Origin of the sequence: Bacillus niameyensis (assembly GCF_001375535.1) — a bacterium.
Lineage (GTDB): Bacteria > Bacillota > Bacilli > Bacillales > Bacillaceae_C > Lederbergia > Lederbergia niameyensis.
Genome location: NZ_LN831197.1, coordinates 1,160,556 through 1,184,388, shown reverse-complemented (window position 1 = coordinate 1,184,388; position 23,833 = coordinate 1,160,556). Strand labels below are relative to the sequence as shown.

At 35.8% G+C, this 23,833-nt stretch carries 24 protein-coding genes; 18 read left to right on the top strand and 6 right to left on the bottom strand.

Features of this window, described 5'->3' with window-relative positions; translation table 11 throughout:
- The first annotated feature begins 111 nt into the window (after positions 1–111).
- A complete protein-coding gene (locus tag BN1243_RS05880; protein WP_062105302.1) occupies positions 112–1,515 on the top strand; it encodes an alpha-amylase family glycosyl hydrolase in 1,404 nt (467 codons plus the stop codon).
- Between the two features lie 66 nt (positions 1,516–1,581).
- Here BN1243_RS05880 and BN1243_RS05875 read toward each other — a convergent pair whose 3' ends face one another.
- From BN1243_RS05875 to BN1243_RS05870, 3 genes are all read right to left on the bottom strand, one after another.
- Positions 1,582–2,073: a YajQ family cyclic di-GMP-binding protein gene (locus BN1243_RS05875; RefSeq protein ID WP_062105301.1), complete on the bottom strand. Its 492-nt coding sequence runs from the start codon at positions 2,071–2,073 to the stop codon at positions 1,582–1,584.
- Positions 2,074–2,176: 103 nt separating this feature from the next.
- Complete coding sequence (locus BN1243_RS21540) at positions 2,177–2,311, bottom strand: DUF3941 domain-containing protein (RefSeq protein WP_084781825.1); 135 nt, start codon at positions 2,309–2,311, stop codon at positions 2,177–2,179.
- Positions 2,312–2,372: 61 nt separating this feature from the next.
- Complete coding sequence (locus tag BN1243_RS05870; RefSeq protein WP_062105300.1) at positions 2,373–3,233, bottom strand: DegV family protein; 861 nt, start codon at positions 3,231–3,233, stop codon at positions 2,373–2,375.
- Between the two features lie 416 nt (positions 3,234–3,649).
- Here BN1243_RS05870 and yjfP point away from each other — a divergent pair, with 416 nt between their 5' ends.
- From yjfP to clpB, 3 genes are all read left to right on the top strand, one after another.
- Positions 3,650–4,435 (top strand): esterase, encoded by a 786-nt coding sequence (yjfP, locus tag BN1243_RS05865; RefSeq protein ID WP_062105299.1) that lies wholly within the window; start codon positions 3,650–3,652, stop codon positions 4,433–4,435.
- Between the two features lie 75 nt (positions 4,436–4,510).
- Positions 4,511–4,819 (top strand): metal-sulfur cluster assembly factor, encoded by a 309-nt coding sequence (locus BN1243_RS05860; RefSeq protein ID WP_062105298.1) that lies wholly within the window; start codon positions 4,511–4,513, stop codon positions 4,817–4,819.
- Between the two features lie 202 nt (positions 4,820–5,021).
- Positions 5,022–7,643, top strand: coding sequence for an ATP-dependent chaperone ClpB (gene clpB / locus BN1243_RS05855; RefSeq protein WP_062105297.1), 2,622 nt, complete (start codon positions 5,022–5,024; stop codon positions 7,641–7,643).
- Between the two features lie 278 nt (positions 7,644–7,921).
- On the opposite strand, the gene BN1243_RS05850 is transcribed toward clpB, so the two are convergent.
- Positions 7,922–8,107, bottom strand: a complete 186-nt coding sequence (locus tag BN1243_RS05850; protein WP_062105296.1) for a DUF2929 family protein — start codon at positions 8,105–8,107, stop codon at positions 7,922–7,924.
- A 250-nt stretch (positions 8,108–8,357) separates the two neighbouring features.
- Here BN1243_RS05850 and BN1243_RS05845 point away from each other — a divergent pair, with 250 nt between their 5' ends.
- From BN1243_RS05845 to BN1243_RS05820, 6 genes are all read left to right on the top strand, one after another.
- Complete coding sequence (locus tag BN1243_RS05845; protein WP_062105295.1) at positions 8,358–8,933, top strand: hypothetical protein; 576 nt, start codon at positions 8,358–8,360, stop codon at positions 8,931–8,933.
- Between the two features lie 146 nt (positions 8,934–9,079).
- The gene (locus BN1243_RS05840) at positions 9,080–10,012 is read left to right on the top strand and encodes a beta-ketoacyl-ACP synthase III (RefSeq protein WP_062105294.1); all 933 of its coding nucleotides are present in this window, start codon (positions 9,080–9,082) and stop codon (positions 10,010–10,012) included.
- Positions 10,013–10,092: 80 nt separating this feature from the next.
- Positions 10,093–11,328, top strand: coding sequence for a beta-ketoacyl-ACP synthase II (gene fabF / locus BN1243_RS05835; protein ID WP_062105293.1), 1,236 nt, complete (start codon positions 10,093–10,095; stop codon positions 11,326–11,328).
- 242 nt (positions 11,329–11,570) lie between these two features.
- Complete coding sequence (locus BN1243_RS05830) at positions 11,571–12,359, top strand: DUF2268 domain-containing putative Zn-dependent protease (RefSeq protein WP_062105292.1); 789 nt, start codon at positions 11,571–11,573, stop codon at positions 12,357–12,359.
- A gap of 84 nt (positions 12,360–12,443) precedes the next feature.
- Positions 12,444–12,668 (top strand): YuzI family membrane protein, encoded by a 225-nt coding sequence (locus BN1243_RS05825; protein WP_062105291.1) that lies wholly within the window; start codon positions 12,444–12,446, stop codon positions 12,666–12,668.
- A 56-nt stretch (positions 12,669–12,724) separates the two neighbouring features.
- On the top strand, positions 12,725–13,474 hold the full coding sequence (locus BN1243_RS05820) for a YjbA family protein (protein WP_062105290.1): 750 nt from the start codon (positions 12,725–12,727) through the stop codon (positions 13,472–13,474).
- A gap of 155 nt (positions 13,475–13,629) precedes the next feature.
- Here BN1243_RS05820 and trpS read toward each other — a convergent pair whose 3' ends face one another.
- Positions 13,630–14,619 (bottom strand): tryptophan--tRNA ligase, encoded by a 990-nt coding sequence (gene trpS / locus BN1243_RS05815; protein ID WP_062105289.1) that lies wholly within the window; start codon positions 14,617–14,619, stop codon positions 13,630–13,632.
- A gap of 262 nt (positions 14,620–14,881) precedes the next feature.
- Between trpS and BN1243_RS05810 the strand changes: the two genes are divergently transcribed.
- The 5 genes from BN1243_RS05810 to pepF all read left to right on the top strand — a co-directional run bounded on the left by BN1243_RS05810 (position 14,882) and on the right by pepF (position 21,202).
- Positions 14,882–16,057, top strand: coding sequence for a putative glycoside hydrolase (locus BN1243_RS05810; RefSeq protein ID WP_407638880.1), 1,176 nt, complete (start codon positions 14,882–14,884; stop codon positions 16,055–16,057).
- Between the two features lie 438 nt (positions 16,058–16,495).
- Complete coding sequence (gene spxA, locus BN1243_RS05805) at positions 16,496–16,891, top strand: transcriptional regulator SpxA (protein WP_062105288.1); 396 nt, start codon at positions 16,496–16,498, stop codon at positions 16,889–16,891.
- Between the two features lie 448 nt (positions 16,892–17,339).
- Complete coding sequence (gene mecA / locus BN1243_RS05800) at positions 17,340–17,999, top strand: adaptor protein MecA (protein WP_062105287.1); 660 nt, start codon at positions 17,340–17,342, stop codon at positions 17,997–17,999.
- Between the two features lie 70 nt (positions 18,000–18,069).
- Positions 18,070–19,287: a competence protein CoiA gene (locus BN1243_RS05795; RefSeq protein ID WP_084781824.1), complete on the top strand. Its 1,218-nt coding sequence runs from the start codon at positions 18,070–18,072 to the stop codon at positions 19,285–19,287.
- Positions 19,288–19,381: 94 nt separating this feature from the next.
- A complete protein-coding gene (pepF, locus tag BN1243_RS05790) occupies positions 19,382–21,202 on the top strand; it encodes an oligoendopeptidase F (protein WP_062105285.1) in 1,821 nt (606 codons plus the stop codon).
- A gap of 175 nt (positions 21,203–21,377) precedes the next feature.
- Here pepF and BN1243_RS05785 read toward each other — a convergent pair whose 3' ends face one another.
- Entirely contained in the window at positions 21,378–21,830 is a 453-nt protein-coding gene (locus BN1243_RS05785; RefSeq protein ID WP_062105284.1) for a YkyB family protein, read from the bottom strand.
- Positions 21,831–22,016: 186 nt separating this feature from the next.
- On the opposite strand from BN1243_RS05785, the gene BN1243_RS05780 reads away from it, so the two are divergent.
- The 3 genes from BN1243_RS05780 to BN1243_RS05770 all read left to right on the top strand — a co-directional run bounded on the left by BN1243_RS05780 (position 22,017) and on the right by BN1243_RS05770 (position 23,798).
- Complete coding sequence (locus BN1243_RS05780; protein ID WP_062105283.1) at positions 22,017–22,277, top strand: YkuJ family protein; 261 nt, start codon at positions 22,017–22,019, stop codon at positions 22,275–22,277.
- Between the two features lie 99 nt (positions 22,278–22,376).
- Entirely contained in the window at positions 22,377–22,823 is a 447-nt protein-coding gene (gene cbpB / locus BN1243_RS05775) for a cyclic-di-AMP-binding protein CbpB (protein WP_062105282.1), read from the top strand.
- A gap of 102 nt (positions 22,824–22,925) precedes the next feature.
- Entirely contained in the window at positions 22,926–23,798 is an 873-nt protein-coding gene (locus BN1243_RS05770; protein WP_062105281.1) for a LysR family transcriptional regulator, read from the top strand.
- Positions 23,799–23,833: the final 35 nt, after the last annotated feature.

Here is a 23,833-nt window from a genome sequence, read left to right as displayed (position 1 = left end):
TTACGGTCCATCTATTACTTGCCAAAGATGGGAGGCAATCTAACCGTAATGCGGGATTAAATAAGACCGCCCCGTGCGGTTTTTTTCATTTATTATAAGGTGGGGGAAAGTTTGATAAAGAAAATAATCGGGATCATTCTGTGTGCTCAATTACTTTTAGTTCATTCTACATTTGTTCGGGCTGATCAAGTAGAAGAGCGGTCTTGGGATAACGAAATTATCTACTCATTGATGATTGATAGATTTTCTGATGGCGATAGCACTAATAATATTGATATAAACAGGAGAGATCCTCTAAGTTTTCATGGGGGAGATTTTCGTGGAATTATCGACCGTTTGGATTACTTGCAAAAAATGAATTTTACAGTTATACAGCTTTCTTCCATATTTGCTAATAGGGAAGGCGGCTTTCATGGAGAGTGGGTAAAAGACTATTTTCAGCCTGATCCCCATTTTGGAACAGTTGATGAATTGAATGAACTCGTAGATGAAGTACATAAGCGTAATATGAAAATAATCATTGAATTTCCAATTATGCCGAAAGAGGAATATTCTGATCTGGAGGATGCAGTTCTTAATTCGGCGAAATGGTGGAAGGAAAATACGTCCATTGATGGTTTTAAAATGATGAATATTAGTGAGCTTTCACTGGAGTTTTGGAAACTTTTCAATAAAGAATTGAATGTAAATGAAGAATCTTTTTTTATCAGTGCAGCAGATCAAAATTTAACAGCAGATGAATTATCTTTATATGCAGATGCTGGATTTGATAGCCTTGTAAATGTTCCATTAAATGAACCCCTTCGTTATGCTTTTGCTAAACTAGATCGACCTTTAGAAGATTTAATGTCATTGGAGCAACAAGAGAATTCTTATCCGATTATGCTGGAAGCCTTTCTTGATAATCAATATTTAAAAAGATATACCCGTGAGATGATCGAACAGGAAACTTATCCTGGTTCGGCTTGGAAACGAGTATTAACCTATTTATATACGCAGCCCAATATACCTGTTATATATTATGGTACTGAAACTGGCATGGATGGAAGTTCGGCTCCTGACAATACACCATTAATGAGCTTTCAGGCAAATCAGGAAATGTTGGATTTCGTTTCTAAACTGGGGGAAGTCCGTCAAAGTCAAAAGGCATTAACAAAAGGGACGTTGGAGTTGCTATATGAAAAGGACGGAATGATTGTATTTAAGCGAGAATATGAGTCTGATACGGTGTTAGTCGCTATTAATAATACGACGGAAGATCAAATGGTTCGTATTCCTAAAAATCAATTGGCTAACGATAAGGAATTACGGGGCTTTCTTGAAGATAATTTAATTAGGAGTTCTGACAAGGAGTATCCTATTTTTGTTGAAAGAGAACGAATGGAAATCTTCAAAGTGGTAGATGAGACTGGATATAATCTCTTTTTCATTCTCGCGATTTTTATTGTATTTATTTTGTTCGGACTGTTTTTATACGTGGCTTGGAAACGTGGGAAAAACAGGATTCCCGAATAAATAAAAAACAACAGGTAGAGTTTTTTTGCCTGTTGTTTTGTTATGCGTCCAGCAACGTATTATCTTTTAGCGATAATTAACAAATTGTACATCAATTGGTAGTTCGGCAGAACGGATGATGCTCATTACTTGTTGAAGATCATCTCGGCTTTTTCCTGTCACCCTTATTTGCTCATCTTGAGTCTGACTTTTTACTTTTAGTCCGCTACTTTTAATAAGTGCGTTAATTTTTTTAGCATTATCCTTATCAATACCTTGAACTATTTTTGCACGTTGACGAACAGTTCCGCCAAAGGCATTTTCCATTTTTCCGTACTCCAAGTTTTTGATTGCAACTTCCCGTTTAATTAGTTTACTAATGAGGACGTCTTTTAATTGTTTCATTTTAAATTCGTCATCCGAAACAAGTACGAGTTCATCATTTTCTAAAGATATTTCGCTTTTGCTGCCTTTAAAATCATAGCGAGTTTGAATTTCTTTTAGTGCGATATTAATGGCGTTTGAGACTTCGGATAAATCGACTTTAGAAACAATATCAAATGAATTTTCCTTTGCCATTCTTCTACCCCCAATTGCTTTTCTTTATTATAAAGGATTTGAAAAGGTGGAACAACTTAACTGTATTCGTAAAAAAAGGGAGCATTGATAGCTCCCCCCTAGATTAAAGATGATCTGTTTTTTTAGAATACTGATGTTTTCCCGCTTTACGATTTTTTTCACGGAGATTATTTTTTTCTTCATCCGCTGCCTGATTGTCTCTTGCTTTCTTATCATTGTCAGAAGTATTGTAGCGCATTGGAAAGTCTCCTTTCGTGAGAAGTCGCAAATTAGTCTTCCCATCTATTCACTGAAAAATGTTATGCTTCCTTATCATTCAAGAAAAAGATTGCTAAAGTTCCGGGACCAGCATGTGAAGCAATAACAGCTCCAATTATATTAATGTAAAATTTCTTCGTTCCAAAACGTTCTTCGATCATCCGTTTCATTTCAAAGGCTAATTCTTCATCGTCTCCATGACTAATCCCAATCGTTTGGTTGCTAAGATCAACGCCTCGTTCTTCCATCACATCCAAAATACGCTTTAATAATTTCTTTTTCCCGCGTATTTTTTCAATAGGAACCAGTTTGCCATTTTCAACATGAAGAAGTGGTTTTATATTTAATAATCCACCAAGAAAGGCCGAAGCTTTAGAAAGGCGCCCACCCCTAGCAAGGAAATCTAAATCTTCTACAGTGAATAAATGCTCCATATGTTCGCAGAGAAACTTTATCTCCTCAACAATTTTTTCTTTAGGAAGACCTCTTTGATTTTTTTCTACTGCTGCTTGTACACATAAACCGTAACCAAGAGAAGCACATTTTGAATCAATGATCGTTAAATCCAGGTCCGGGTAATTTTCTTTAACTTGTTCATGCACCATAACAGCTGTTTGGTAAGTTCCAGAAAGTTCAGAAGAAAAGGCAATGTATAAACCGGGTTCACCAGACTTTGCCAAATCAGTAAAAACTTCCTCTAGAAATTGTGGAGAAGCTTGTGATGTCTTAGGCATTTTACCAGAGCGGATTTCTTGATAAATCTTTTTTGGGACAATTGTTTCTAAATCTAAGAAGTTTTCTTGATCTAAATGGACTTGTAGAGGAATTAATCTAATATTATGCTCTTGAAAATAGGCTAATGGTAAGTCTGACGCACTGTCAGCAAATAATTTAATGGACAACCTAACCCACCCCTAATAATGTATAATAATTTCGGTTTAAAATAATTCTAAGAAGTATTTTTACTTTTTCATCTAGCTTCAGCGCCCAGGAAACTTCTACGCTTCAGCTTTTCTTTGATCTAGCTTCAGCGCCCAGCGACTAGGAAACTTCTACGCTTCATCCTACGATAAGTCAACATCGATTCGTCCTATCGGACTCATCGTGTTTCCTTTATCTCGTCAGAAGCTAGAAAGTTTCTACGTCGCTAAACGGGCGCTTACGCTTTTCTTTCAGTTTACAGATTTTAGCTGGAAAGTACAATCCACTATTTCCGAAAGGAGAACATTTTGTACCAAATCTTGTAAGAATGATACAATGATAAAGTGAAATATCAATAATTCTTGAAGAAGGTTAAAGATGTAAAGGGGGAGATAAGATGATTGAAATTCATAATGAATCCATAGAAGATATTCCAATTCTACATATTGTAAAAGACGAAAACAAAAATAAAACATTACCGCTTATTATTTTTGTTCATGGCTTTACTTCAGCTAAAGAACATAATCTTCATTTTGCCTATTTACTTGCAGAAAAAGGGTTTCGAATCATTCTCCCAGATACGATGCTCCATGGCGAAAGAGCTGGAAACCAGAATCCGAAGGAAACAATGTATTACTTTTGGAAGATTGTAGTTCAAACAATATCGGAACTGGAAGTTTTAAAAACGCATTTTGTGGAAAAGAAACTAGTTGATCCTGAAAAGATAGGTTTAGTCGGGACATCAATGGGAGCAATAGTTACATTTGGTGCACTCACCCAATACAAGTGGATTAAAGTTGCAGTATCGTTAATGGGAAGTCCCTATTATGAAAAATTTGCACGAGCGCAAATTGAACATTTGAAAAAGGCCGGTGTTCAAATGCCATTTTCTGATGAGGATTTAGAAACAGAATTTGTGGCTTTAAGGCCATTTGATTTAACTGCTCAACCTGGGCTCTTAAGTGAAAGACCACTTTTAATTTGGCACGGGGAACAAGATCCAGTCGTTCCTTTCCAACCAACATTTGATTTTTATCAACAACTTCAGGAACATTATAAAAACCATCCAAATGATATAGATTTCATCGTTGATGAACACGCTGGTCATAAAGTGAGCCGTGAAGCGTTGCTCAGGACAGTTGCCTGGTTTGATAATTATCTCATAGAAAATGATAAGAAATAGCTATCTTTTTAGTTTGATTTTTATATTCGTTTGGTATGATAGAGGTAGACTCATATTAATAAGGAGTGGTAGATAATGGATGAAGGATTGAAGGAAAATCTTTATGGCGCTCTAGAACAGGTAATAGACCCTGAACTGGGCATTGATATAGTGAATCTAGGACTTGTTTATGATGTGGATTTAAATGATGCAGGACTAGCAAAGGTAACGATGACGTTAACTTCAATGGGGTGTCCACTAGCTCCAGTTATTGTTGACCAAGTAAATGCTGCCCTTGCGGATATTCCAGAAGTTAAGGATGTCGATGTGGACATCGTCTGGAATCCTCCGTGGACGAAAGATAAGATGTCTCGCTATGCGAAAATTGCACTAGGCATTTCTTAAACTTGATCTAGCACTCTCTGACAGGCAGACGTACTGAAATTGGTAAAATGCTTGCGCTTTTCCTGCGGAGTTGCGCTCGTTTTTAGAACTCCAACGCTGGGGAAAAATAAGGCGGAAGCTCCTTCTAAAGGAACTTCCGCTATTTTTATCCCGCATTAGCAGGTTTGTTCATTCACATTATTAAATATTGGATGTGATTTTAATGGATTTAAGTAAAATGACGATGACAGTTCAGGATGCTTTTATAGAAGCCCAACAATTAGCTGTAAGCTTAGATCATCCAGAAATTGATATTGTTCATCTTTGGAAGGCGTTATTGGCAAGAAAAGACAGTCTGCTTTTATCCTTATACGAACATCATGGACTCGATAAGGAAATGCTCTTATTTGAAATAGATCAACAATTAGACGAAAAGGCACAGGTTACTGGGGCTGGAGTTAAAGGTGGTCAATACTTAAGTTCAGATTTACAAAATCTTCTCAATGCGGCTGAAAAAGAAAGAGTTTCATTCAAAGATGATTTTCTAGCAGTGGAGCATTTTGCCCTTGCATTGATGGATAATAAAAACTATAAATTGGTACGATATCTCATAAATAAAGGGATATCAAAACAAAAACTAAAAGTTGAAGTTGACGAAGTGAGAGGGGGACAGCGTGTGACATCGCAAAATCCAGAGGCTACATATGAAGCCCTAAAAAAATATGGAAGGGATCTAGTTGCAGAAGTTAAATCAGGTAAACTCGACCCAGTCATTGGCCGTGATCAAGAAATAAGAAATGTAATACGAATTTTATCAAGAAAAACTAAAAACAATCCAGTTTTGATTGGAGAGCCTGGGGTTGGAAAAACAGCCATCGTAGAAGGATTAGCACAGCGAATTGTGAGGAGAGATGTTCCTGAAGGTTTAAAAGATAAAACTATTTTTTCACTTGATTTAGGCTCATTAATTGCAGGTGCTAAATTTCGTGGGGAATTTGAAGAAAGATTAAAAGCGGTATTACAAGATATTAAGAAAAGCGAAGGAAGAATCCTTTTATTTATTGATGAAATTCATACAATTGTTGGTGCGGGAAAAGCAGAGGGTGCAATGGATGCCGGTAATATGTTAAAGCCAATGCTTGCAAGAGGAGAGTTACACTGTATTGGCGCAACAACCTTGGATGAATATAGACTTCATATTGAGAAAGACTCTGCACTTGAAAGGCGTTTTCAGAAAGTTGCTGTTTCTGAACCAACAGTGGAGGACACGATCTCGATTTTAAGAGGGCTGAAAGAACGATTTGAAATTCATCATGGAGTGAATATTCATGATAGGGCGCTTGTTGCAAGTGCTGTTCTTTCACACCGCTATATAACAGAACGGTTTTTACCTGATAAGGCGATTGACCTTGTCGATGAGGCATGTGCTAATATTCGCGTCGAAATCGATTCGATGCCAAGTGAACTAGATGAAGTGACACGTAGAGTGATGCAATTAGAAATCGAAGAAGCTGCTTTACGTAAGGAAGATGATGAAGCTAGTAAAGAACGATTAAGTAATCTTCAAAAAGAGTTGGCTAATCTTAAAGAAATGGCCAATGAAATGAAGATGAAATGGCAATCGGAAAAGGACGAACTTATAAGAATTAAAGAAAAACGGGAAGAAATAGAGAAGTTGCGCAGAGAATTGACAGATGCTGAAAATGAATATGATCTCAACAGAGCGGCGGAACTAAGACATGGAAGAATTCCTGCGGTTGAGAAAGAATTAAGGGAGCTTGAAGAAGGTTTAGCTAATCATCAAGAGGATGAGAATCGCTTAGTTAAAGAAGAAGTAACCGAAGACGAGATCGCCGAAATCGTTTCCCGTTGGACAGGAATCCCCGTTATGAAATTGGTTGAAGGTGAAAGAGAAAAATTAATAAATCTTGAAAACATCTTGCATAAAAGAGTGATAGGTCAGGATGAGGCTGTTGAGCTAGTAAGTAATGCGGTACTGCGTGCTCGGGCAGGAATAAAAGATCCTAATCGACCAATTGGTTCATTTATTTTCCTTGGACCAACTGGTGTAGGGAAAACGGAATTGGCGAAGGCACTCGCAGAAACGCTATTTGATAGTGAGGAGCAAATGATTCGGATTGATATGTCTGAATATATGGAAAAGCATGCTGTTTCGCGGTTAATCGGTGCACCTCCGGGATATGTTGGGTATGAAGAAGGCGGACAGTTAACGGAGGCAGTAAGAAGAAAGCCATACTCTGTTATTTTGCTTGATGAAGTAGAGAAAGCACACCCTGAAGTATTTAATATTTTATTGCAAGTTCTAGATGATGGAAGAATTACAGACTCGCAAGGTAGACGAATTGATTTTAAAAATACAGTCATTATTATGACATCTAATTTAGGATCAGCATTTTTACTTGATAGGAAAGACGATAGCGATCTTATTGATGAAGAAACAAAAGAATTAGTAATGGGACAACTACGGGCTGCATTTCGGCCCGAATTTTTGAATAGGGTCGACGATATTGTAATATTCAAGCCTCTAACGTTAAATAATATTATTGGAATTGTGGAAAAGTTAGTTAATGAATTACGAGAACGTTTAAATGATCAAGATCTCAAATTAGCAGTAACAGATTCTGCAAAAAAATTCATTGCAGAAGCAGCCTATGACCCGATTTATGGAGCAAGGCCATTAAAAAGATACTTGCAAAGTCAGCTTGAAACAATACTGGCAAAGGAAATTATTGCGGGAAAAGTCCGGCCATATGATACGATTCTTGTAGATATTAGGGATGGAGCTTTAAATGTTTCTGTTGAGGGGCAAATGCACAACCGCTAGTCTAGAGCTAGATGTTCCTGTGTGCTGTAAGACTTACACTTCAAGCGGTTATTAACAATTACTAAATGTTACGTTTTATCCCGCATTAACTGGCTGTAAGACCCCACTATAAGAATTCGAGGAGAATGCAAGAATTGTAAGTGGGGGATCAACAGCCAGTAAAAGCCCGATTGGTTCAACTAACAATCAGTGGGGGATGAAAAAAACCCCCACTGATTGAAGTTTCACTTTATCATTATTAAGCAAAATAAAAACTCGCTAGTTTCTTAGCGAGTTTTTTAATGTTCTTCGGATGGCTGAGTAGTTATTGATGCCATTCCGATTAAATAAACAAAAATAATGATACCAATAGAGAGCAATGAAGCGGTTGTGAAACTATAAGGGGCGCCTGTCATTGAACTAATAACATAAGAAAGCACATGAGAAAGAATAAATCCCCAAATAACACTCATAATTAATTTCATGGAACATTTCCTCCAATTCAACTACTGAATAAATGTATGTACACAAATCGTTATTTTCCAACAAAATCATACCATAGAAAGAGAGAATAATAAAGTGAAACTTCAATTAGCTTCGATTTTCGAAACGTAAAGAATGTTAGTGTAAAGGGAGAAGAAAGTCATTTCTAATTTTTGAGAAAGCTACATCAAAATAGGTCATTGTCCTAGATTATTGCATACGATAGTCATATATAAAAAGGAGTTGAGTATTGTGAAATCTGCGATGGTAATTGGCGCACGACAAGACCTTGGCTTTGAAATTTGTAAAGAGCTCCTTAACGAGGGAATGATTGTACATGCAAGGGATTTTTCAGAATGGCAAACGGAACAGCATGAGGAGAGATGGCTATTTATTGGGAGAAATGCCAACTTAGACTATTCCACCCTGAACAAAAAAGATATGGATAGAAAAAATATAGATTATTTATTTATTCCTTTAACAGACTTTTATGTAGGTTTACGAGAAGACATTCATAACCAAATAATTTCTTTATTACGGCACTATTTTGCTGTTGAAGCTATAAAGTCTACTATAGTTATTGTCCAGCCTTCCGTTATGGAGAGAGAATGGGAAGATTTGTATCTAAAGATGGAAGAATGGAAAGTAGAAATGAACAAAAGGAATTGGCACATTGCTGAATATTATATTGGAATGTCTGAACATGATCAGACAAAAGTTTATTTTAAATCAGATGAAAAATGTGAATGGGTATTAGGAAATTCTAGAGAGCGAGAAGGCCATTTCATTAAAAATATTTTAGAACATTTAGAAGGAATAAAGAGGTAATTTCTTTTATATATCAGCCTCAGTAAGAAAGTAGTTATTGGAAACAATTCAGTTCCAATTTACAATAAATTTTTATGATGATATAATTAGGACCAAGTCATAATAATTGATAACAAACATGTGTGAAAGAAAGTGGGGTCTGCAACATGGGAATAGGAATAATTGGAATCGGTAAACATGTACCAGAGAAAGTTTTGACCAATCTAGATTTAGAGAAAATAATGGATACTTCAGATGAATGGATCAGAACGCGGACAGGAATTGAGGAAAGAAGAATTGCTGCCGATGATGTAGATACATCAGATATGGCCTTTATCGCTGCTCAAAATGCAATCGCCGACGCTGGTCTAACGTCAGAAGATATCGATTTAATTTTAGTTGCAACCGTGACTCCTGATCAGCCTTTTCCAACAGTTTCCTGTATGTTACAAGAAAAATTAGGGTGTTCAAATGCAGCCGCCATGGATTTAAGCGCAGCATGTGCTGGATTTATGTACGGTATTATAACAGCGAAACAATTTATTGAAACTGGTGCTTATCGAAATATTCTAGTTGTAGGGGCAGAAAAGCTTTCGAAAATTACAGACTGGAACGATCGAAATACTGCTGTATTATTTGGTGATGGAGCAGGCGCTGTTGTTATAGGTTCTGTTTCGGAAGGACGGGGAATTTTGTCCTTTGAGCTTGGAGCTGATGGAACAGGTGGTAAATTTCTTTATCAAGATGAATATATCATGATGAACGGTCGTGAAGTTTTTAAATTTGCTGTTAGAAAGATGGGAGATTCATCCGTTAATGTTATAGAAAAAGCGGGACTCACAAAAGAAGACGTTGATTTCTTAATCCCACATCAAGCCAATATTAGAATTATGGAATCTTCTAGACAGAGATTAGAACTTCCAGAAGAAAAAATGTCAAAAACGATTCAAAAGTATGGAAATACGTCATCGGCCTCCATTCCTTTGTCACTTTTCGATGAATTAGAGGCGCGTAAAATTAAAGATGATGATATTATTGTAATGGTTGGTTTTGGTGGCGGTCTTACATGGGGAGCAATTGCGATTAAATGGGGAAAATAAAAATAATCCATAATATCGTATAAAATTGATATATAATTTATATCTTAAACTTCTTTTAATATTAAAGGAGCTGGATCAAAGTGAAAAGAAGAGTCGTAATAACTGGGGTTGGATCTGTAACACCTGTTGGAAATGATGCAGCAACAGCGTGGCAAAATGTGTTAGCAGGAAAATCTGGTATTGGTACAATGACAAGATTGGATCCTGAACAATTTTCAGCTAGTGTTGCTGCAGAAGTAAAAGATTTTGATATTGAAAAATATGTTGAGAGAAAAGAAGCACGGAAAATGGATCGCTTTACCCATTATGCATTAGCTTCAGCTTTTATGGCTGTTGAAGATGCTAATCTTAAAATTGAAGATCATAATGCTAATCGAATTGGAGTATGGATTGGTTCAGGAATTGGCGGAATGGAAACTTTCGAAAATCAGTTTGAAACATTCCAAAAAAGGGGATATCGTCGAGTAAGTCCATTCTTTGTCCCGATGATGATTCCTGATATGGCAACGGGGCAAGTTTCCATTTATTTAGGAGCTAAAGGAGTGAATTCTTGTACAGTTACGGCATGTGCAACTGGTACAAACTCTATTGGCGATGCATTTAAAGTAATTCAGCGTGGCGATGCCGATGCTATGATTGCAGGTGGAGCCGAAGCGCCAATTACAAAAATGTCTTATGCAGGTTTCTGTGCAAATACAGCTTTAACTACCAATCCTGATCCGAAAACAGCAAGTCGCCCATTCGATTTAAACAGAGATGGATTTGTTATGGGTGAAGGTGCAGGGATTGTCGTCCTTGAGGAATTGGAGCATGCCTTAAAACGTGGTGCAAAAATCTATGCGGAAGTTGTTGGGTATGGGTCTACTGGGGATGCTCATCATATTACTGCACCTGCTCCAGGTGGAGAAGGTGGAGCTCGAGCAATGAAAATCGCCATTGAAGACGGTGGGCTCTCCCCAGAAGACATTGATTATATCAATGCACATGGGACAAGTACTGAATATAATGATAAGTTTGAAACAATGGCAGTAAAAGAAGTCTTTGGTGATCATGCAACTAAACTGGCGATTAGTTCTACGAAGTCGATGACTGGTCATCTATTAGGTGCTGCAGGAGGAGTGGAAGCCATATTCACGGTGTTAGCCATTAAAGATGGGATTCTTCCTCCAACAATCAATTATGAGACACCTGATCCTGATTGTGATTTAGATTACGTTCCGAACGAAGCGCGAAAAGCCGTTGTCAATGCAGCGATTAGCAACTCCCTAGGATTTGGTGGACACAACGCAACGCTTGCGTTTAAAAAATATGAGTAAAAGAAGTTCGATAGTATAAATACGTACAGCTCTTAGAGGGTAATGGAAAATTTAATAAGTTTACAGTGAAAAGGTATAACTCCTTCATAATAATGGGGAATTATACCTTTTTTACTTAACTTTGAATGATCAATGACAAATCATAATAAATTTTTTAGACTTATACATAGTTCCAAAAGAAAAGCTATGTTGTTCACCTCCTGCATTCTTTGTTAATAAAATAAGAAGAGGAGGGATGAACCATGGGGGTAGTGGCTACAGATGAGTGGTTGGAAAAATATTATGATCAACCTGAAAAGATGTGCAAAATGGCTAAACCGGAAGTTAAGGACGAACATGACTTTTATCGATACTTAACCCAGTTTGGTATGTATCAGCCATTTCGCAATGGTATGCGCATGCTAGAAGGGTTAAAGGAAAAAGAGGTGTGGAAGCAACTTGATATTATTTATAAAAAATATCGTAAAAAATGGAATGGAACTCCAGTAGACATTTATGTCTTTCCAATTAACCAGTCCAATCGATTTTTTATGCGACAACTTAAAGGTCGTTCGGGCCTTTCTTTTTCCGATAAAATATTTTTATTTATTTCTGACCAATTAGATGAAAAAGACCTAGAGGCTCTTTTCGTTCATGAATACCATCATGCAACGCGCATGACAAATTATAAAAAGAAACCGGAAGATTATACATTGCTTGATTCGGTTATTTTTGAAGGGTTTGCGGAAGTGGCGGTATTAAATAGCTGTGGAAAAGCACATACGGCCTATTGGACAGATTTTTATTCAGAAAACCAGTTAAAAACGTATATAGAGGAATTATATTTACCTAATTTTGACATTACACGCAAAAACGTGAGGCATGATGAATTGTTATTTGGAGGGAAAAATAGAATTCCGACCATGCTCGGGTATGCAGTTGGTTATGAAATCTCAAAAGGATTTATTAAATCAAACCAAGTAACGATAGTAGATACATTTACTATTTCATCCAAAGAAGTAATGGAAAAAAACAGTTTATTTGGTTCTTAGCATGTTACCCTTAGGCTCACATATATATAGAATGGGACAAGCGAAATTTTTTTAGCAAATACCATTGTACAGGACGTGCCTAAAATGATAATACGTGCAATTTTATTTTTAATAGGCTTCGGATTGACCGTTGCGGGCGGTGTTAGTTTAATTGGATATTTAAACTTGTTAGCAATGGGGAACAGCTTTTTAGACTATATAAGTTTTGCTGTGAAAAGACCAGAGTGTTACCTTTTTCCAATCGGTATCTTGTTTATTATGGGGTCATTAATAAATAAAAAGCCAGATCAAACCCTTAGAGAGGAATAATTTTACTTAAGCCTGCCTATACTGATTGACAAATAGTAATGAAGCGAGGGATAAGGATGCTTTATCTTCATGATGTATGGGTGAATTGGTTTGAAGGGGAAGAGAATGGTTACAACGTTTGCCATTTTCACGAATGGAGACGAGGAGAAGACGTCATTGAGCTCCTTGATCAAGTACCACTATTATTAATAGAACCAACCTTATACTATTACATTGAAAACAATATGGCTGAACTTCCAGAGCAACTAATGAGCGATATTTACAAAAAAGCATATTTAAGAAAAAACCACGAACGAATTCAATTGGAATATTGTTTTGTAGTAACAGATGGTAAAGGAATTCTTGCAGTTGATACTCTCGGCTATAATATTCCATTGAGAAAAAGTAGACTCATTCCACGTCAGGAACAATTGGTGTATGAAATGATAAGTCAAAATAAACCAATACCATATAAATTTGATGTGGCGCAAACTAAGAAAGAGCATCATATATTATCTCCAGAACCTGAAGTAATGTATGGGTTAACAAGAAAAGAGCGCCAATTAAAACATTTAATGTTTATGGCTTTAGATCAGCTCTACACTTCCAAAAATACGCCTGAAATTAGATACTGGTATACTGAATGGGCGCCACAGCGATATAATGAAATCCAAACAATGCAATTTGAAGAAGTCTGGACTAGCCTATTTGAAGAAACAAAAGAGGGCTGGTCAGAAAAACACCTCATGTTATGTGAAAATTTAATAAAGGGTCAGCCATTTTTTGAGAAATTATGGGATATGGAGTGTGACTCTAAAGTAAATTAGTTATTTCCTATAAACATTTTATAAGTTTTCTATGAAAACAGAAGCTCCCACATAGGTGATGAAAAGCATGACGGGGATTTCTATGTCTGTTTGTCTATCGCTTGTGCAGAGCCCCAAAAAAGAGCCGATCTCCCTTGAGTTCGGCCCCTTTAAATCTATCTTCTTTTCCTTCCAAGTCCCATAGCATTTTCCATTTTCTTCAACATTTTATTCGCTTTAGCAGCAGCTTTTTCTGCACCAGCATCAAGAATATCATCCAATTCCTGCGATTCAAGCAAGTTTTTACAACGTTCCTGGATGGGTGATAATGTATTTATAACAACCTCTGCTAAATCAGCTTTAAAATCTCCATAACCTTTTCCTTCATAAGATAGTTCAATATCTTCAACGGATTTATTTTCCAATATCGAGTAAATAGAAAGTAAGTTAGAAATTCCAGGCTTATTTTCACGGTCAAACTTTACAATACCATCAGAATCAGTAACTGCACTTTTGATTTTCTTTTCGATTTGTTTAGGCTCGTCCAATAAAGTAATAAAAGCTCGTTGGTTTGCATCCGATTTACTCATTTTTTTAGTAGGTTCTTGTAAAGACATAATCCTTGCCCCTACTTTTGGGATTCTAACTTCTGGAATAGTAAAGATATCGTTATAACGATTGTTAAATCTCTCCGCTAAATCCCTAGTTAATTCTAAATGCTGCTTTTGATCTTCTCCGACTGGGACAAGATCAGCACCATATAATAAGATGTCAGCAGCCATTAATGGCGGGTATGTAAGTAAACCTGCGGAAACAGCTTCTTTTCCAGTTGATTTATCTTTAAATTGCGTCATTCTTTCCAGTTCTCCAATATAAGCGATACATTGGAGCATCCATGCAGCCTGTGCATGAGCAGGGACTTCCGATTGGATAAAAAGTGTTGCTTTGTCAGGGTCTAGTCCAGCAGCAATATAAAGGGCAGCTAATGTTCTAATGTTTTTTCTTAATGTTAATTTATCTTGTGGTACAGTTATTGCATGTTGATCAACAATAGAGAAATAACAGTCATAGTCATTTTGAAGCTCAATAAACTGACTAATCGCACCTATATAATTTCCAAGTGTAATAACTCCACTTGGCTGAATTCCTGAAAAAATTGTTTTCATTCAATAAAGCCTCCTCAAAATATACAAACTAACTTCTTGTTTAGCGGGATTTGCATCTGGGAATATATGCTTAGTAAGCGACATTATTAGTAATTATACCTGCTGCGATTATCACATTCAAGCAAGGTTCAATTGGATTGTTTTCAAAGTCTAAAAAGATTGCTAAAATAAGCAGACATGATTGTTAATAATTAGACAAGATTTTTATAGGGAGAGATACATATTGAATCGAAGGAAAATGTATACATCGATTGGATTGTCGATGGCATTATTATTACAACTTCAGTTAGGGGCTGCTGCTGCAGAAAAAAATACAGAACATGCAGCACTGTTTAAAGAAAGGCAAGTGTCTGTGGAAAGAAAGCTTCTCCCAGAAATTTTGCCTCGATTTGTTTTCGATTCGGGTCGAAAATTCGAATATCCTGATGCTATAAGGGGAATTTATGTAACCGCCCATTCTGCAGGTGGAAGCAAGTTTAATGATTTGGTTGAATTAGTAGATTCTACTGACCTAAATGCAATGGTCATTGATATTAAAGATGATTTTGGAAAAATAACATACGAAGTTCCGAAGGACTCACCTTTTGCTGACATATCGGAAAAGTTAATTAAAGACCCTGAGAAAATGTTAGATACATTAGAGAAAAAACAAATATATCCGATTGCTAGAATAGTAGTTTTTAAGGACTCCACTTTACCAAAAACAAGACCAGATCTTTCTTTTAGAGATGGGGATGAAATTTGGACAAACAACAGAAAAGAAGCATTTGTTAATCCTTTCCTAAAAGAAGTTTGGGATTATAATGTGAGCATTGCCATTGAAGCGGCAAAAATGGGATTCCAAGAAATTCAATTTGACTATGTCCGTTTTCCAGAAGGGTTTGAGAATCGGGATGAAACCTTATCCTATGGACTAGGAGAATACGAAAATATGGATGAAGATAATGTCCAGAAAAGAGTACATGCGGTTACCGATTTTGTCGCCTATGCAAAGGAACAGCTTCATCAATATGGAGTAAAAGTATCAGTTGATATTTTTGGATATACAGCAACCCTTCCTGAAGCTCCAGGGATCGGTCAGAACTTTACGAAGATATCTGAAAATGTGGATGTGATTTCCTCCATGATTTATCCAAGTCATTGGACATCTTATTTCGGCATAACAAAACCAGACTTAGAACCATATAATCTCGTAAAAGAATATGCAAAAGTTGAGAATGCAAAACTGAAGGAATTGGACAACCCGCCTATATCACGTCCATGGCTACAAGACTTTACGGCCTCTTATTTAGGAAAAGGAAATTATCAAGTATATGGTAAAACACAGGTAGAAGATCAAATAAGAGCACTTTATGATGAGGGAATTACAGAGTTCCTTTTATGGAATGCAGGAAACACTTATTCTAAAAATGTAGACTACACTGTAGGTAAAGAATAGGGGACAAATTTTTTATTTCGTATAAAATATCTGTAGGATACTTGAACAATAAAAAAGCTGGGATGGAAAGTGGATGCCGACTTATTGAAGGTTCACTTTTTCACAACGGAAAATATCGTATTGGAGACCAATTTTAGGGAATAGTAGAAAAAGGAAATGTTTAAAATTTATCTTTTGAGGTATAAAATAATACACGTGGCAAAAGTATAACAGGTATGAAAATATATTGTAACAGATCGGAAAAATTCCTCTAAACACCTGTTCAACCTACATTGAATAATGTATAATACAAGTATAGGTTGTTTTGTTTATGAGGAAGATAAATCAAAGTTTTTCTTTGCTTTTACATATATAAATGAAACACTGTTACTTTTAGTATTTTCTATATTTCAATAGATAGACAAGAATTTAAATTCTTATCAGGAGTGTGAGTTCTATATGGTAACGTTGTACACTTCACCAAGCTGCACATCATGCCGAAAAGCAAGGACATGGCTTGAAGAGCAAAGTATTCCCTATAAAGAAAGAAATATTTTTTCAGAACCGTTAAGTCTTGAAGAAATTAAGGAAATTTTGCGAATGACGGAAGACGGCACGGATGAAATCATTTCAACCCGTTCGAAAATATTTCAAAAGCTCAACGTCGACTTAGATTCATTACCTCTTCAACAGTTATTCGAATTAATTCAAAAAAATCCTGGTCTATTGAGAAGGCCGATTATTTTGGATGAAAAGCGACTTCAAGTGGGATATAATGAAGATGAGATTAGACGATTCTTGCCTCGTAAGGTAAGAACTTATCAATTGCGTGAAGCGCAAAAGATGGTTAATTAACGCTTATATTATAAAACAGGGGCTCATACCATGAAGCTGGAATACTGCTATCGGTATAGCCTTCTTTTTTTCTTATAAAGATTACATTTATGAAATATTTACCTCCGTGAAAATTTTGAAAATTAGCTTGATTTTCATGACTATGTTAGATAAAATAATCAAAACATGGATAAAGTGAAGCTTCACATTGTGTAGTTTTCCACCATGGCGTTAACTATTGCTAATGATGTGCATCTGATGGTCCATCTTAAGGCGCTGTCTCAGACAAAAGATAGGCATTTGAGGATTTTTAAAATGGGGATAGCTTTTGTTTCCAATTTGGAGATGCTTATCATAAAATAGGAGTACAAGGAGAAATATATATTAAATTTGGCATTGTGATAAGCCAAAAATCTCCGGTACGGGATCGTGATCCCTTCACCAACTATTAAAGAAGGGAGTGTTGATTTTGGAGATTGAACGAATTAATGAAAACACAGTAAAGTTGTATATTTCTTATGTTGATATAGAGGAAAGAGGCTTTGATCGAGAGGAAATTTGGTATAACCGTGAACGAAGTGAAGAATTATTTTGGGAAATGATGGAAGAAATTTACGATGAAGATGGATTTATTTCAGATGGACCTCTCTGGATCCAAATTCAAGCACTGGATAAAGGGTTAGAAGTACTCGTAACAAAAGCTCAACTTTCAAAAGATGGTCAAAGATTAGAACTGCCAATCCCTGATGAGCGTCCAGAATCCCTTCCAATTGATCATGATATTGAAAATATCCTCGATCAGAATTTTCATGTTAAACAGTACGATCATTCTGATGTAGTTGAATTTGAATTTGTTATTGGTTTTAAAGATTTAGAAGATCTAATATCGCTTGCCAAAAGACAACATTCAACCGAGTATGAAACTAAACTATACTCATACAATAATCACTACTACTTATATGTTCATTTCTCTGAAGAAGTTTTTGATGAGGATGAAATCGAAAATGCCTTAAGTATTCTTCTTGAATATGGTGAGGAAAGTAGTTATACAGTTCATCGTTTAAGTGAATATGGCAAAATTGTTTTTAGTGAGGATGTATTTTCACAACTAAACCAATATTTCGTGTAAAAAAACCGATTTCTTATTAGGATCGGTTTTTTTTGTCTTTTTTTTTATTAGTAAAGGCTTTTTATGATTAATGTCGAATATATATCCATTGAAGGGAAGTGATGCATTGTTAACAGCATTAAACGAATCTGGAAATTTGATTTCACTTGTAGACAGTAGTGAGATTCCAGATAAACAGCGGAAAATGGCATTTTATTGTCCGGCTTGCAAAGAACCTCTCATTTTAAAGGCGGGAGAGATCCGAATACCACACTTTGCCCACAAGAAAAACTCCGAATGTACTACTATTGTCTCTGAACCTGAAAGCCTCCCACACTTAATGGGGAAGCAGCATTTATTCACCTATTTAAAAAATCGCGGTCTTGAAGTTTATTTAGAATATTATTTAGCGGATATAAAACAAAGACCCGATTTGTTGTTCAAACAAAATGGAGAATATTTTGTAGTAGAATATCAATGTTCCCCAATACCGCGAAAGCTTTTGCAATCAAGGACTGAAGGTTATTTGAGGATGGGAATTGTTCCTTTTTGGATTATTGGTGGTCTTCCGTATAGAAAACAGACTAAGAAATTATATACACTCTCTGATTTCCATTGGTCTTTAGCAAAGATTAAATTGAAAGAAGGTTTAACACTAATAAGTTATCAAGCAGAAACAAAGCACTTTCACCAACTTTCGCAAATTACTCCAATTTCCTCATCAAAGGTGGCAGCTTCACTTAAAACATACTCCATATATGATTCAAAAGTTAAAAATCAATCGTCTATAGAAAAGCAGCAATGGTTAGCGATTTGGCTTGAACAAAAGGGAAAATGGTTACAAAGTAAAGTTCATTATGGAAATTTTATTCAAGATCATTTTTTAAGGGAAGTTTATACTTCGAGTCACAACCCTTTTCTACTTCCACCTATATGTGGAACCCCTGTCCAATACTTATATTTTTTTCAATCCCATCCAATTGAATGGCAATTTTACATTTATTATGATTGCATAGTTTCTTTAAAAATAGGACAGCGCATTTCTTTAAATTATGTATATCAGAGAGTGTCTGATCGAATAAGAAAGAAACATATAGTAGTTCGAAATTTTCCTTTGGATAAAAAGATAAATTGGAAAATGACAGTAAAGTCATATTTTAAACTCTTAACAACAAAGGAATATTTTGAGAAAGTAGGTGAAAACTTATTTGAGATTAGGAAAAAAATCATTCCTCCAAGAAATATTGAGGAGGCAAATAATATGGAGAATGAGTTTTATCATCAACATGTAAAAGATACTCTAGTCTGATTCTTTGCTGATTACGTATAATTCGTATAAAATAAAAAATGGAATATAATAGAAGAGAGCACTCGGTGTGCTTATTCAAGAATGGAGGATGACTATGACCGAGAAAACCATTGTCAAAACGCTTCCTGCAAGGTCAGATATAAAAGAGGAATTGACTTGGAGACTTGAGGATATTTTTGCATCAGATAATGCATGGGAACAAGAATACAATGAAATTAAGGAATTAGTGAAAAAAGCAGGAGAATTTAAAGGGACGTTAAGTGAAAGTGCGGACAAACTTAATATAGCTCTTCAATTTCAATCTGAGGTCTTCGAAAGAATGGGTAGACTCTATACATATGCCCATATGAGGTATGACCAAGACACGGGGAATTCCCATTACCAGGGCCTCAATGCCAGAGCAGAAAGTTTATATTCGATTGTGGCAAGTGAATTTTCTTATATTACACCTGAGATTTTAGAGATGGAAGAAAGTAAAATTTCCCAATTCTTGGATGAAAATAAAGAACTGCAACTTTACCGACAAGCGATCGATCGGATTAATTTACAAAGAGGCCATGTCCTTACAGCAGAACAAGAGGCGTTGCTTGCTCAAGCATCCGATGCCATTGGGTCTGCAAGTACAACATTTGGTATGTTGAATAATGCTGATATGGAATTCCCAGTTATTAAGGATGAAGATGGAAATGATGTGCAGATCTCGCACGGCAACTTTATTCGCTTTTTGGAAAGCCAAGATCGTTCTGTACGTGAGAGCGCTTTTAAAAAGGTATATGAAACATATGGGAGTTTCAGAAATACATTTGCGAGTACTTTAAGCGGTACAATAAAAAAGGATAATTTTTATGCTACAGTTAGAAATCATCAATCTGCTCGTGAAGCAGCATTATCCGGAAACAATATTCCAGAAAGTGTTTATGATAATCTTGTTGGCACGGTTAATAAAAATTTGCATTTACTACACCGTTATGTGAAGCTTCGTAAAAAAATTCTAGGTGTAGATGAACTCCACTTTTATGATTTATATACACCACTTGTAAAAGATTTAAAAATGGAAGTTACTTATGACGAAGCAAAGGATATTGTCGTTAAGGCACTTGCTCCACTTGGAGAAGAGTACACGAACATTCTTAAAGAAGGCTTTGAAAATCGCTGGGTAGATGTAGTTGAAAACAAAGGAAAACGGAGTGGGGCATATTCATCAGGAACATATGGAACGAACCCTTATATCTTAATGAATTGGCAAGATAATGTTAATAATTTGTTTACTCTTGCTCACGAGTTTGGCCATAGCGTTCACAGCTATTACACTCGGAAACATCAGCCATATCCATACGGAAATTACTCTATTTTTGTAGCAGAAGTAGCGTCTACTTGTAATGAGGCACTTTTAAATGATTATTTAATTAAAAACACTGACGATAAACAGAAACGACTTTATTTAATTAATCACTTTTTAGAGGGATTCCGTGGTACTGTATTCCGTCAAACTATGTTTGCTGAATTTGAACATTTAATCCATCAAAAAGATCAAAATGGAGAGGCTTTAACTCCAGATTTATTAACGAAGGAATATTATGCATTAAATGAGAAGTATTTTGGAACGGATATCCATATTGATGAAGAGATAGGTTTAGAGTGGTCCAGAATCCCGCATTTTTACTACAATTATTATGTTTATCAATATGCGACTGGATTTAGTGCAGCGCAAGCTCTGTCCAAGCAAATACTTGAGGAAGGCGAGCCAGCTGTAAGTCGTTATATAGATAACTTCTTAAAAGCGGGAAGCTCAGATTATCCTATTGAGGTTCTGAAAAAGGCTGGAGTAGATATGACAACTTCGGAGCCGATTGAGGCTGCATGTAAAGTTTTTGAAGAAAAATTGAATGAGATGGAAGAACTGCTAGGTTTGTAGCATAAAAAATAAAAAACGGGCCGTCAAAAAGAGGAAGATAACTCACCTTTTTGGCGGCCTTAATTTGTTGTTTAAACAGGAGGCGAAAAAAGTTTCTTTTTCACCTCCTGTTTGATTTGCGCAGCTAAGATGACAACCTAGCTTGTCATCGCTAGTTGGATGCTTCTGCTTTTTATTAGAAAAAACTATCCCCGAGTTTTTTGAAAATGGGTTTTTGAGTATTCAAAGGAGTTTGTTCATTATCTTCTTTCATGCCGGTATATTTTTGTAGCAGTAGTTTAGCAGTATTTAGAGACATGCGGGTTTTCGGATTGCGGGAATATTGATCGAGATGCCCAAGATGAGGCAATATTTCTAGATCATATTTCGTGGGCGGGATATGAAATGAATAATCACCACATTGAACTAAAACATCTGATTGTTGCTGACTAAACTTTGGATTTCTAGAAAAGTGAAGACCGATTTTCTCGGCTTTTTTTTCCATAATCATTTTATTAAGAGCTTTCTTTTTTAGGGTGTAAAGGTATTTGGGGTTTAAGGCCGTTTTTGCGTGACGATTAACAGTAAAAATAGCCTGTGAAAGGTTTGTTACAGTCGGTTCCAAAATATTTTTGGTTCGATAATCCATTTAAGAGTGCACCTTTCCATATTATTTGTTACCTAGTATACCATCGTTTGTTGAATAAGGAAAGTATCCAATTTTAGTTCTTTTTCGTCTATTTAAAGAACTTAAGACTTTTAGTGCTACTGTTTGCAATCACACTACAATCTCTTTTATAATTACATTGTCTTGCAAAGAAAGGAGTTTAACAAAATGTCTCAGTTATTAAGTATTATTCAACGTCTTCAAACAATGCAACAACAAGGTGATCATGAGGAAGTACAGCAACGACTGTTTGAGGTGAACGGGAAAACTCTCTGCCAAGTAAAATATTATCCAGCTACAAGTATGTATGAAGTGGAAGAATATAGTAAAGATAATGAAAAACAAAAGTATCAATTTGACGATATTGACATGGCGGCTATAGAAATTTTTGAGATTGTTCAAGAGGAAAAAGAGCAATCAGAAAAATAAATTCAGTTTCCGCTGTAAAAATTTACAATAAAAGCGTTTTCCTTTCGGGATTATGTTAAAATATGAAGAGAAGAGATTATCTAGAGATGGGGGATTTAAATGATTTCTTTGAAAAGTCATGAATACATGAACCCGAACATCAGTGATTATATAATCCCGTCTGAAAAAGTAGCCCACGTTCAACTCGGAAATAGCCTAGAACACGCTCTACTTGTGTTAACTAAAAGCGGGTATTCTGCAATACCTGTATTGGATGCTCGTTTTAAATTGCATGGCTTAATCAGTTCTCCGATTATAACGGAATCACTCCTTGGGTTGGAAAGAATTGAATTTGAAAAATTAACCGATAAAAAAGTGGAAGATGTAATGCAAATCCACATACCTAAGATAAAATTGGATGAGAAGTTTGAAAAGGCACTAGATTTACTTATCGATCATCCCTTTTTATGTGTAGAAGATCATGCCGGTTATTTTGAAGGGATTTTTACAAGAAGGGCACTTTTAAAGGAATTAAGGAAAGATCTTGGTAAAATGCACCATCAATAATGCTTTATTTTTTCTCGGCTTCCACTTCATGTTGGAAGCCGAATTCATTATCTACTGGTCATCCATATAATAGTGGAGCTAACATATAGAGGAGAATTTTTAATGTCATTATCCGATTTTTATTTATTAGTGGTTCTAGCACAAGAGTCAAATATGAGAAAAGCTGCAGAAAAATTATTTGTTACGCAGCCTGCACTTTCCCAACGATTACAAGCGATTGAAAAACAATGGGGTGTACAACTATTTTTGCGATCAAGAAAAGGTTTATTGTTAACACCCTCTGGAGAAATAGTTGTTGATTTTGCTAAAAATATTTTGGATAGACAAGAAAAATTAATGGAAGAAATCCAAGAGCTTCAAACTAACGTACATGGAACATTGAAAATTGCTTGCGCTTCCATTGTTGGTCAAAATTGGCTTCCAAAAGTGTTAAAAGAATTTGTTAAAAGATACCCTCGTGCAAAAATTTCACTAATTACAGGATGGAGTAGTGAAATCTTAAAAAGCCTTTATGAAGGGGAAGTTCATGTCGGCATTATCCGTGGTCATACTGATTGGAAAGGGGCAAAATATCATCTTTTTGACGATAGCCTTTGTTTAGTGGATAGAGAGATAAAAAACGTCGAGGAAGTTTTAGAGACAGATCGTCCATTCATTCAATTTAAGAGTGACTCAGATTATTATCAAGAAATACAAAACTGGTGGCATAGACGATTTAAAACTGTTCCAAAACGAACAATAGTAGTGGATCAAATAGAAACTTGCAAACAAATGACATATAATGGAATTGGATACGCTATTTTACCTGAAATTACACTAGCTAAATCTGAAACAGATGTTTATAGAATTCCGTTAATGGATGATAAGAATAAGCCGTTGACACGCGATACTTGGTTGTTAGGTTACGAATCATCGTTTGAGCTTCGTCAAGTAAAGGCCTTTTTGGACATTGTCCAGGAGTATATAAAGAAGTAATTTTTAATAATCCGCTTATGCGGCATGTTTCTAGG

Bases quoted from the DNA above. Each gene is read 5' to 3' on its own strand.
- BN1243_RS05875 (WP_062105301.1), bottom strand. From the start codon at position 2,073: ATGGCAAAGGAAAATTCATTTGATATTGTTTCTAAAGTCGATTTATCC.
- BN1243_RS21540 (WP_084781825.1), bottom strand. From the start codon at position 2,311: ATGCGCTACAATACTTCTGACAATGATAAGAAAGCAAGAGACAATCAG.
- yjfP (WP_062105299.1), top strand. From the start codon at position 3,650: ATGATTGAAATTCATAATGAATCCATAGAAGATATTCCAATTCTACAT.
- BN1243_RS05860 (WP_062105298.1), top strand. From the start codon at position 4,511: ATGGATGAAGGATTGAAGGAAAATCTTTATGGCGCTCTAGAACAGGTA.
- clpB (WP_062105297.1), top strand. From the start codon at position 5,022: ATGGATTTAAGTAAAATGACGATGACAGTTCAGGATGCTTTTATAGAA.
- BN1243_RS05850 (WP_062105296.1), bottom strand. From the start codon at position 8,107: ATGAAATTAATTATGAGTGTTATTTGGGGATTTATTCTTTCTCATGTG.
- BN1243_RS05840 (WP_062105294.1), top strand. From the start codon at position 9,080: ATGGGAATAGGAATAATTGGAATCGGTAAACATGTACCAGAGAAAGTT.
- BN1243_RS05830 (WP_062105292.1), top strand. From the start codon at position 11,571: ATGGGGGTAGTGGCTACAGATGAGTGGTTGGAAAAATATTATGATCAA.
- BN1243_RS05825 (WP_062105291.1), top strand. From the start codon at position 12,444: ATGATAATACGTGCAATTTTATTTTTAATAGGCTTCGGATTGACCGTT.
- BN1243_RS05820 (WP_062105290.1), top strand. From the start codon at position 12,725: ATGCTTTATCTTCATGATGTATGGGTGAATTGGTTTGAAGGGGAAGAG.
- trpS (WP_062105289.1), bottom strand. From the start codon at position 14,619: ATGAAAACAATTTTTTCAGGAATTCAGCCAAGTGGAGTTATTACACTT.
- BN1243_RS05810 (WP_407638880.1), top strand. From the start codon at position 14,882: ATGGCATTATTATTACAACTTCAGTTAGGGGCTGCTGCTGCAGAAAAA.
- spxA (WP_062105288.1), top strand. From the start codon at position 16,496: ATGGTAACGTTGTACACTTCACCAAGCTGCACATCATGCCGAAAAGCA.
- BN1243_RS05795 (WP_084781824.1), top strand. From the start codon at position 18,070: ATGTCGAATATATATCCATTGAAGGGAAGTGATGCATTGTTAACAGCA.
- pepF (WP_062105285.1), top strand. From the start codon at position 19,382: ATGACCGAGAAAACCATTGTCAAAACGCTTCCTGCAAGGTCAGATATA.
- BN1243_RS05785 (WP_062105284.1), bottom strand. From the start codon at position 21,830: ATGGATTATCGAACCAAAAATATTTTGGAACCGACTGTAACAAACCTT.
- BN1243_RS05780 (WP_062105283.1), top strand. From the start codon at position 22,017: ATGTCTCAGTTATTAAGTATTATTCAACGTCTTCAAACAATGCAACAA.
- cbpB (WP_062105282.1), top strand. From the start codon at position 22,377: ATGATTTCTTTGAAAAGTCATGAATACATGAACCCGAACATCAGTGAT.
- BN1243_RS05770 (WP_062105281.1), top strand. From the start codon at position 22,926: ATGTCATTATCCGATTTTTATTTATTAGTGGTTCTAGCACAAGAGTCA.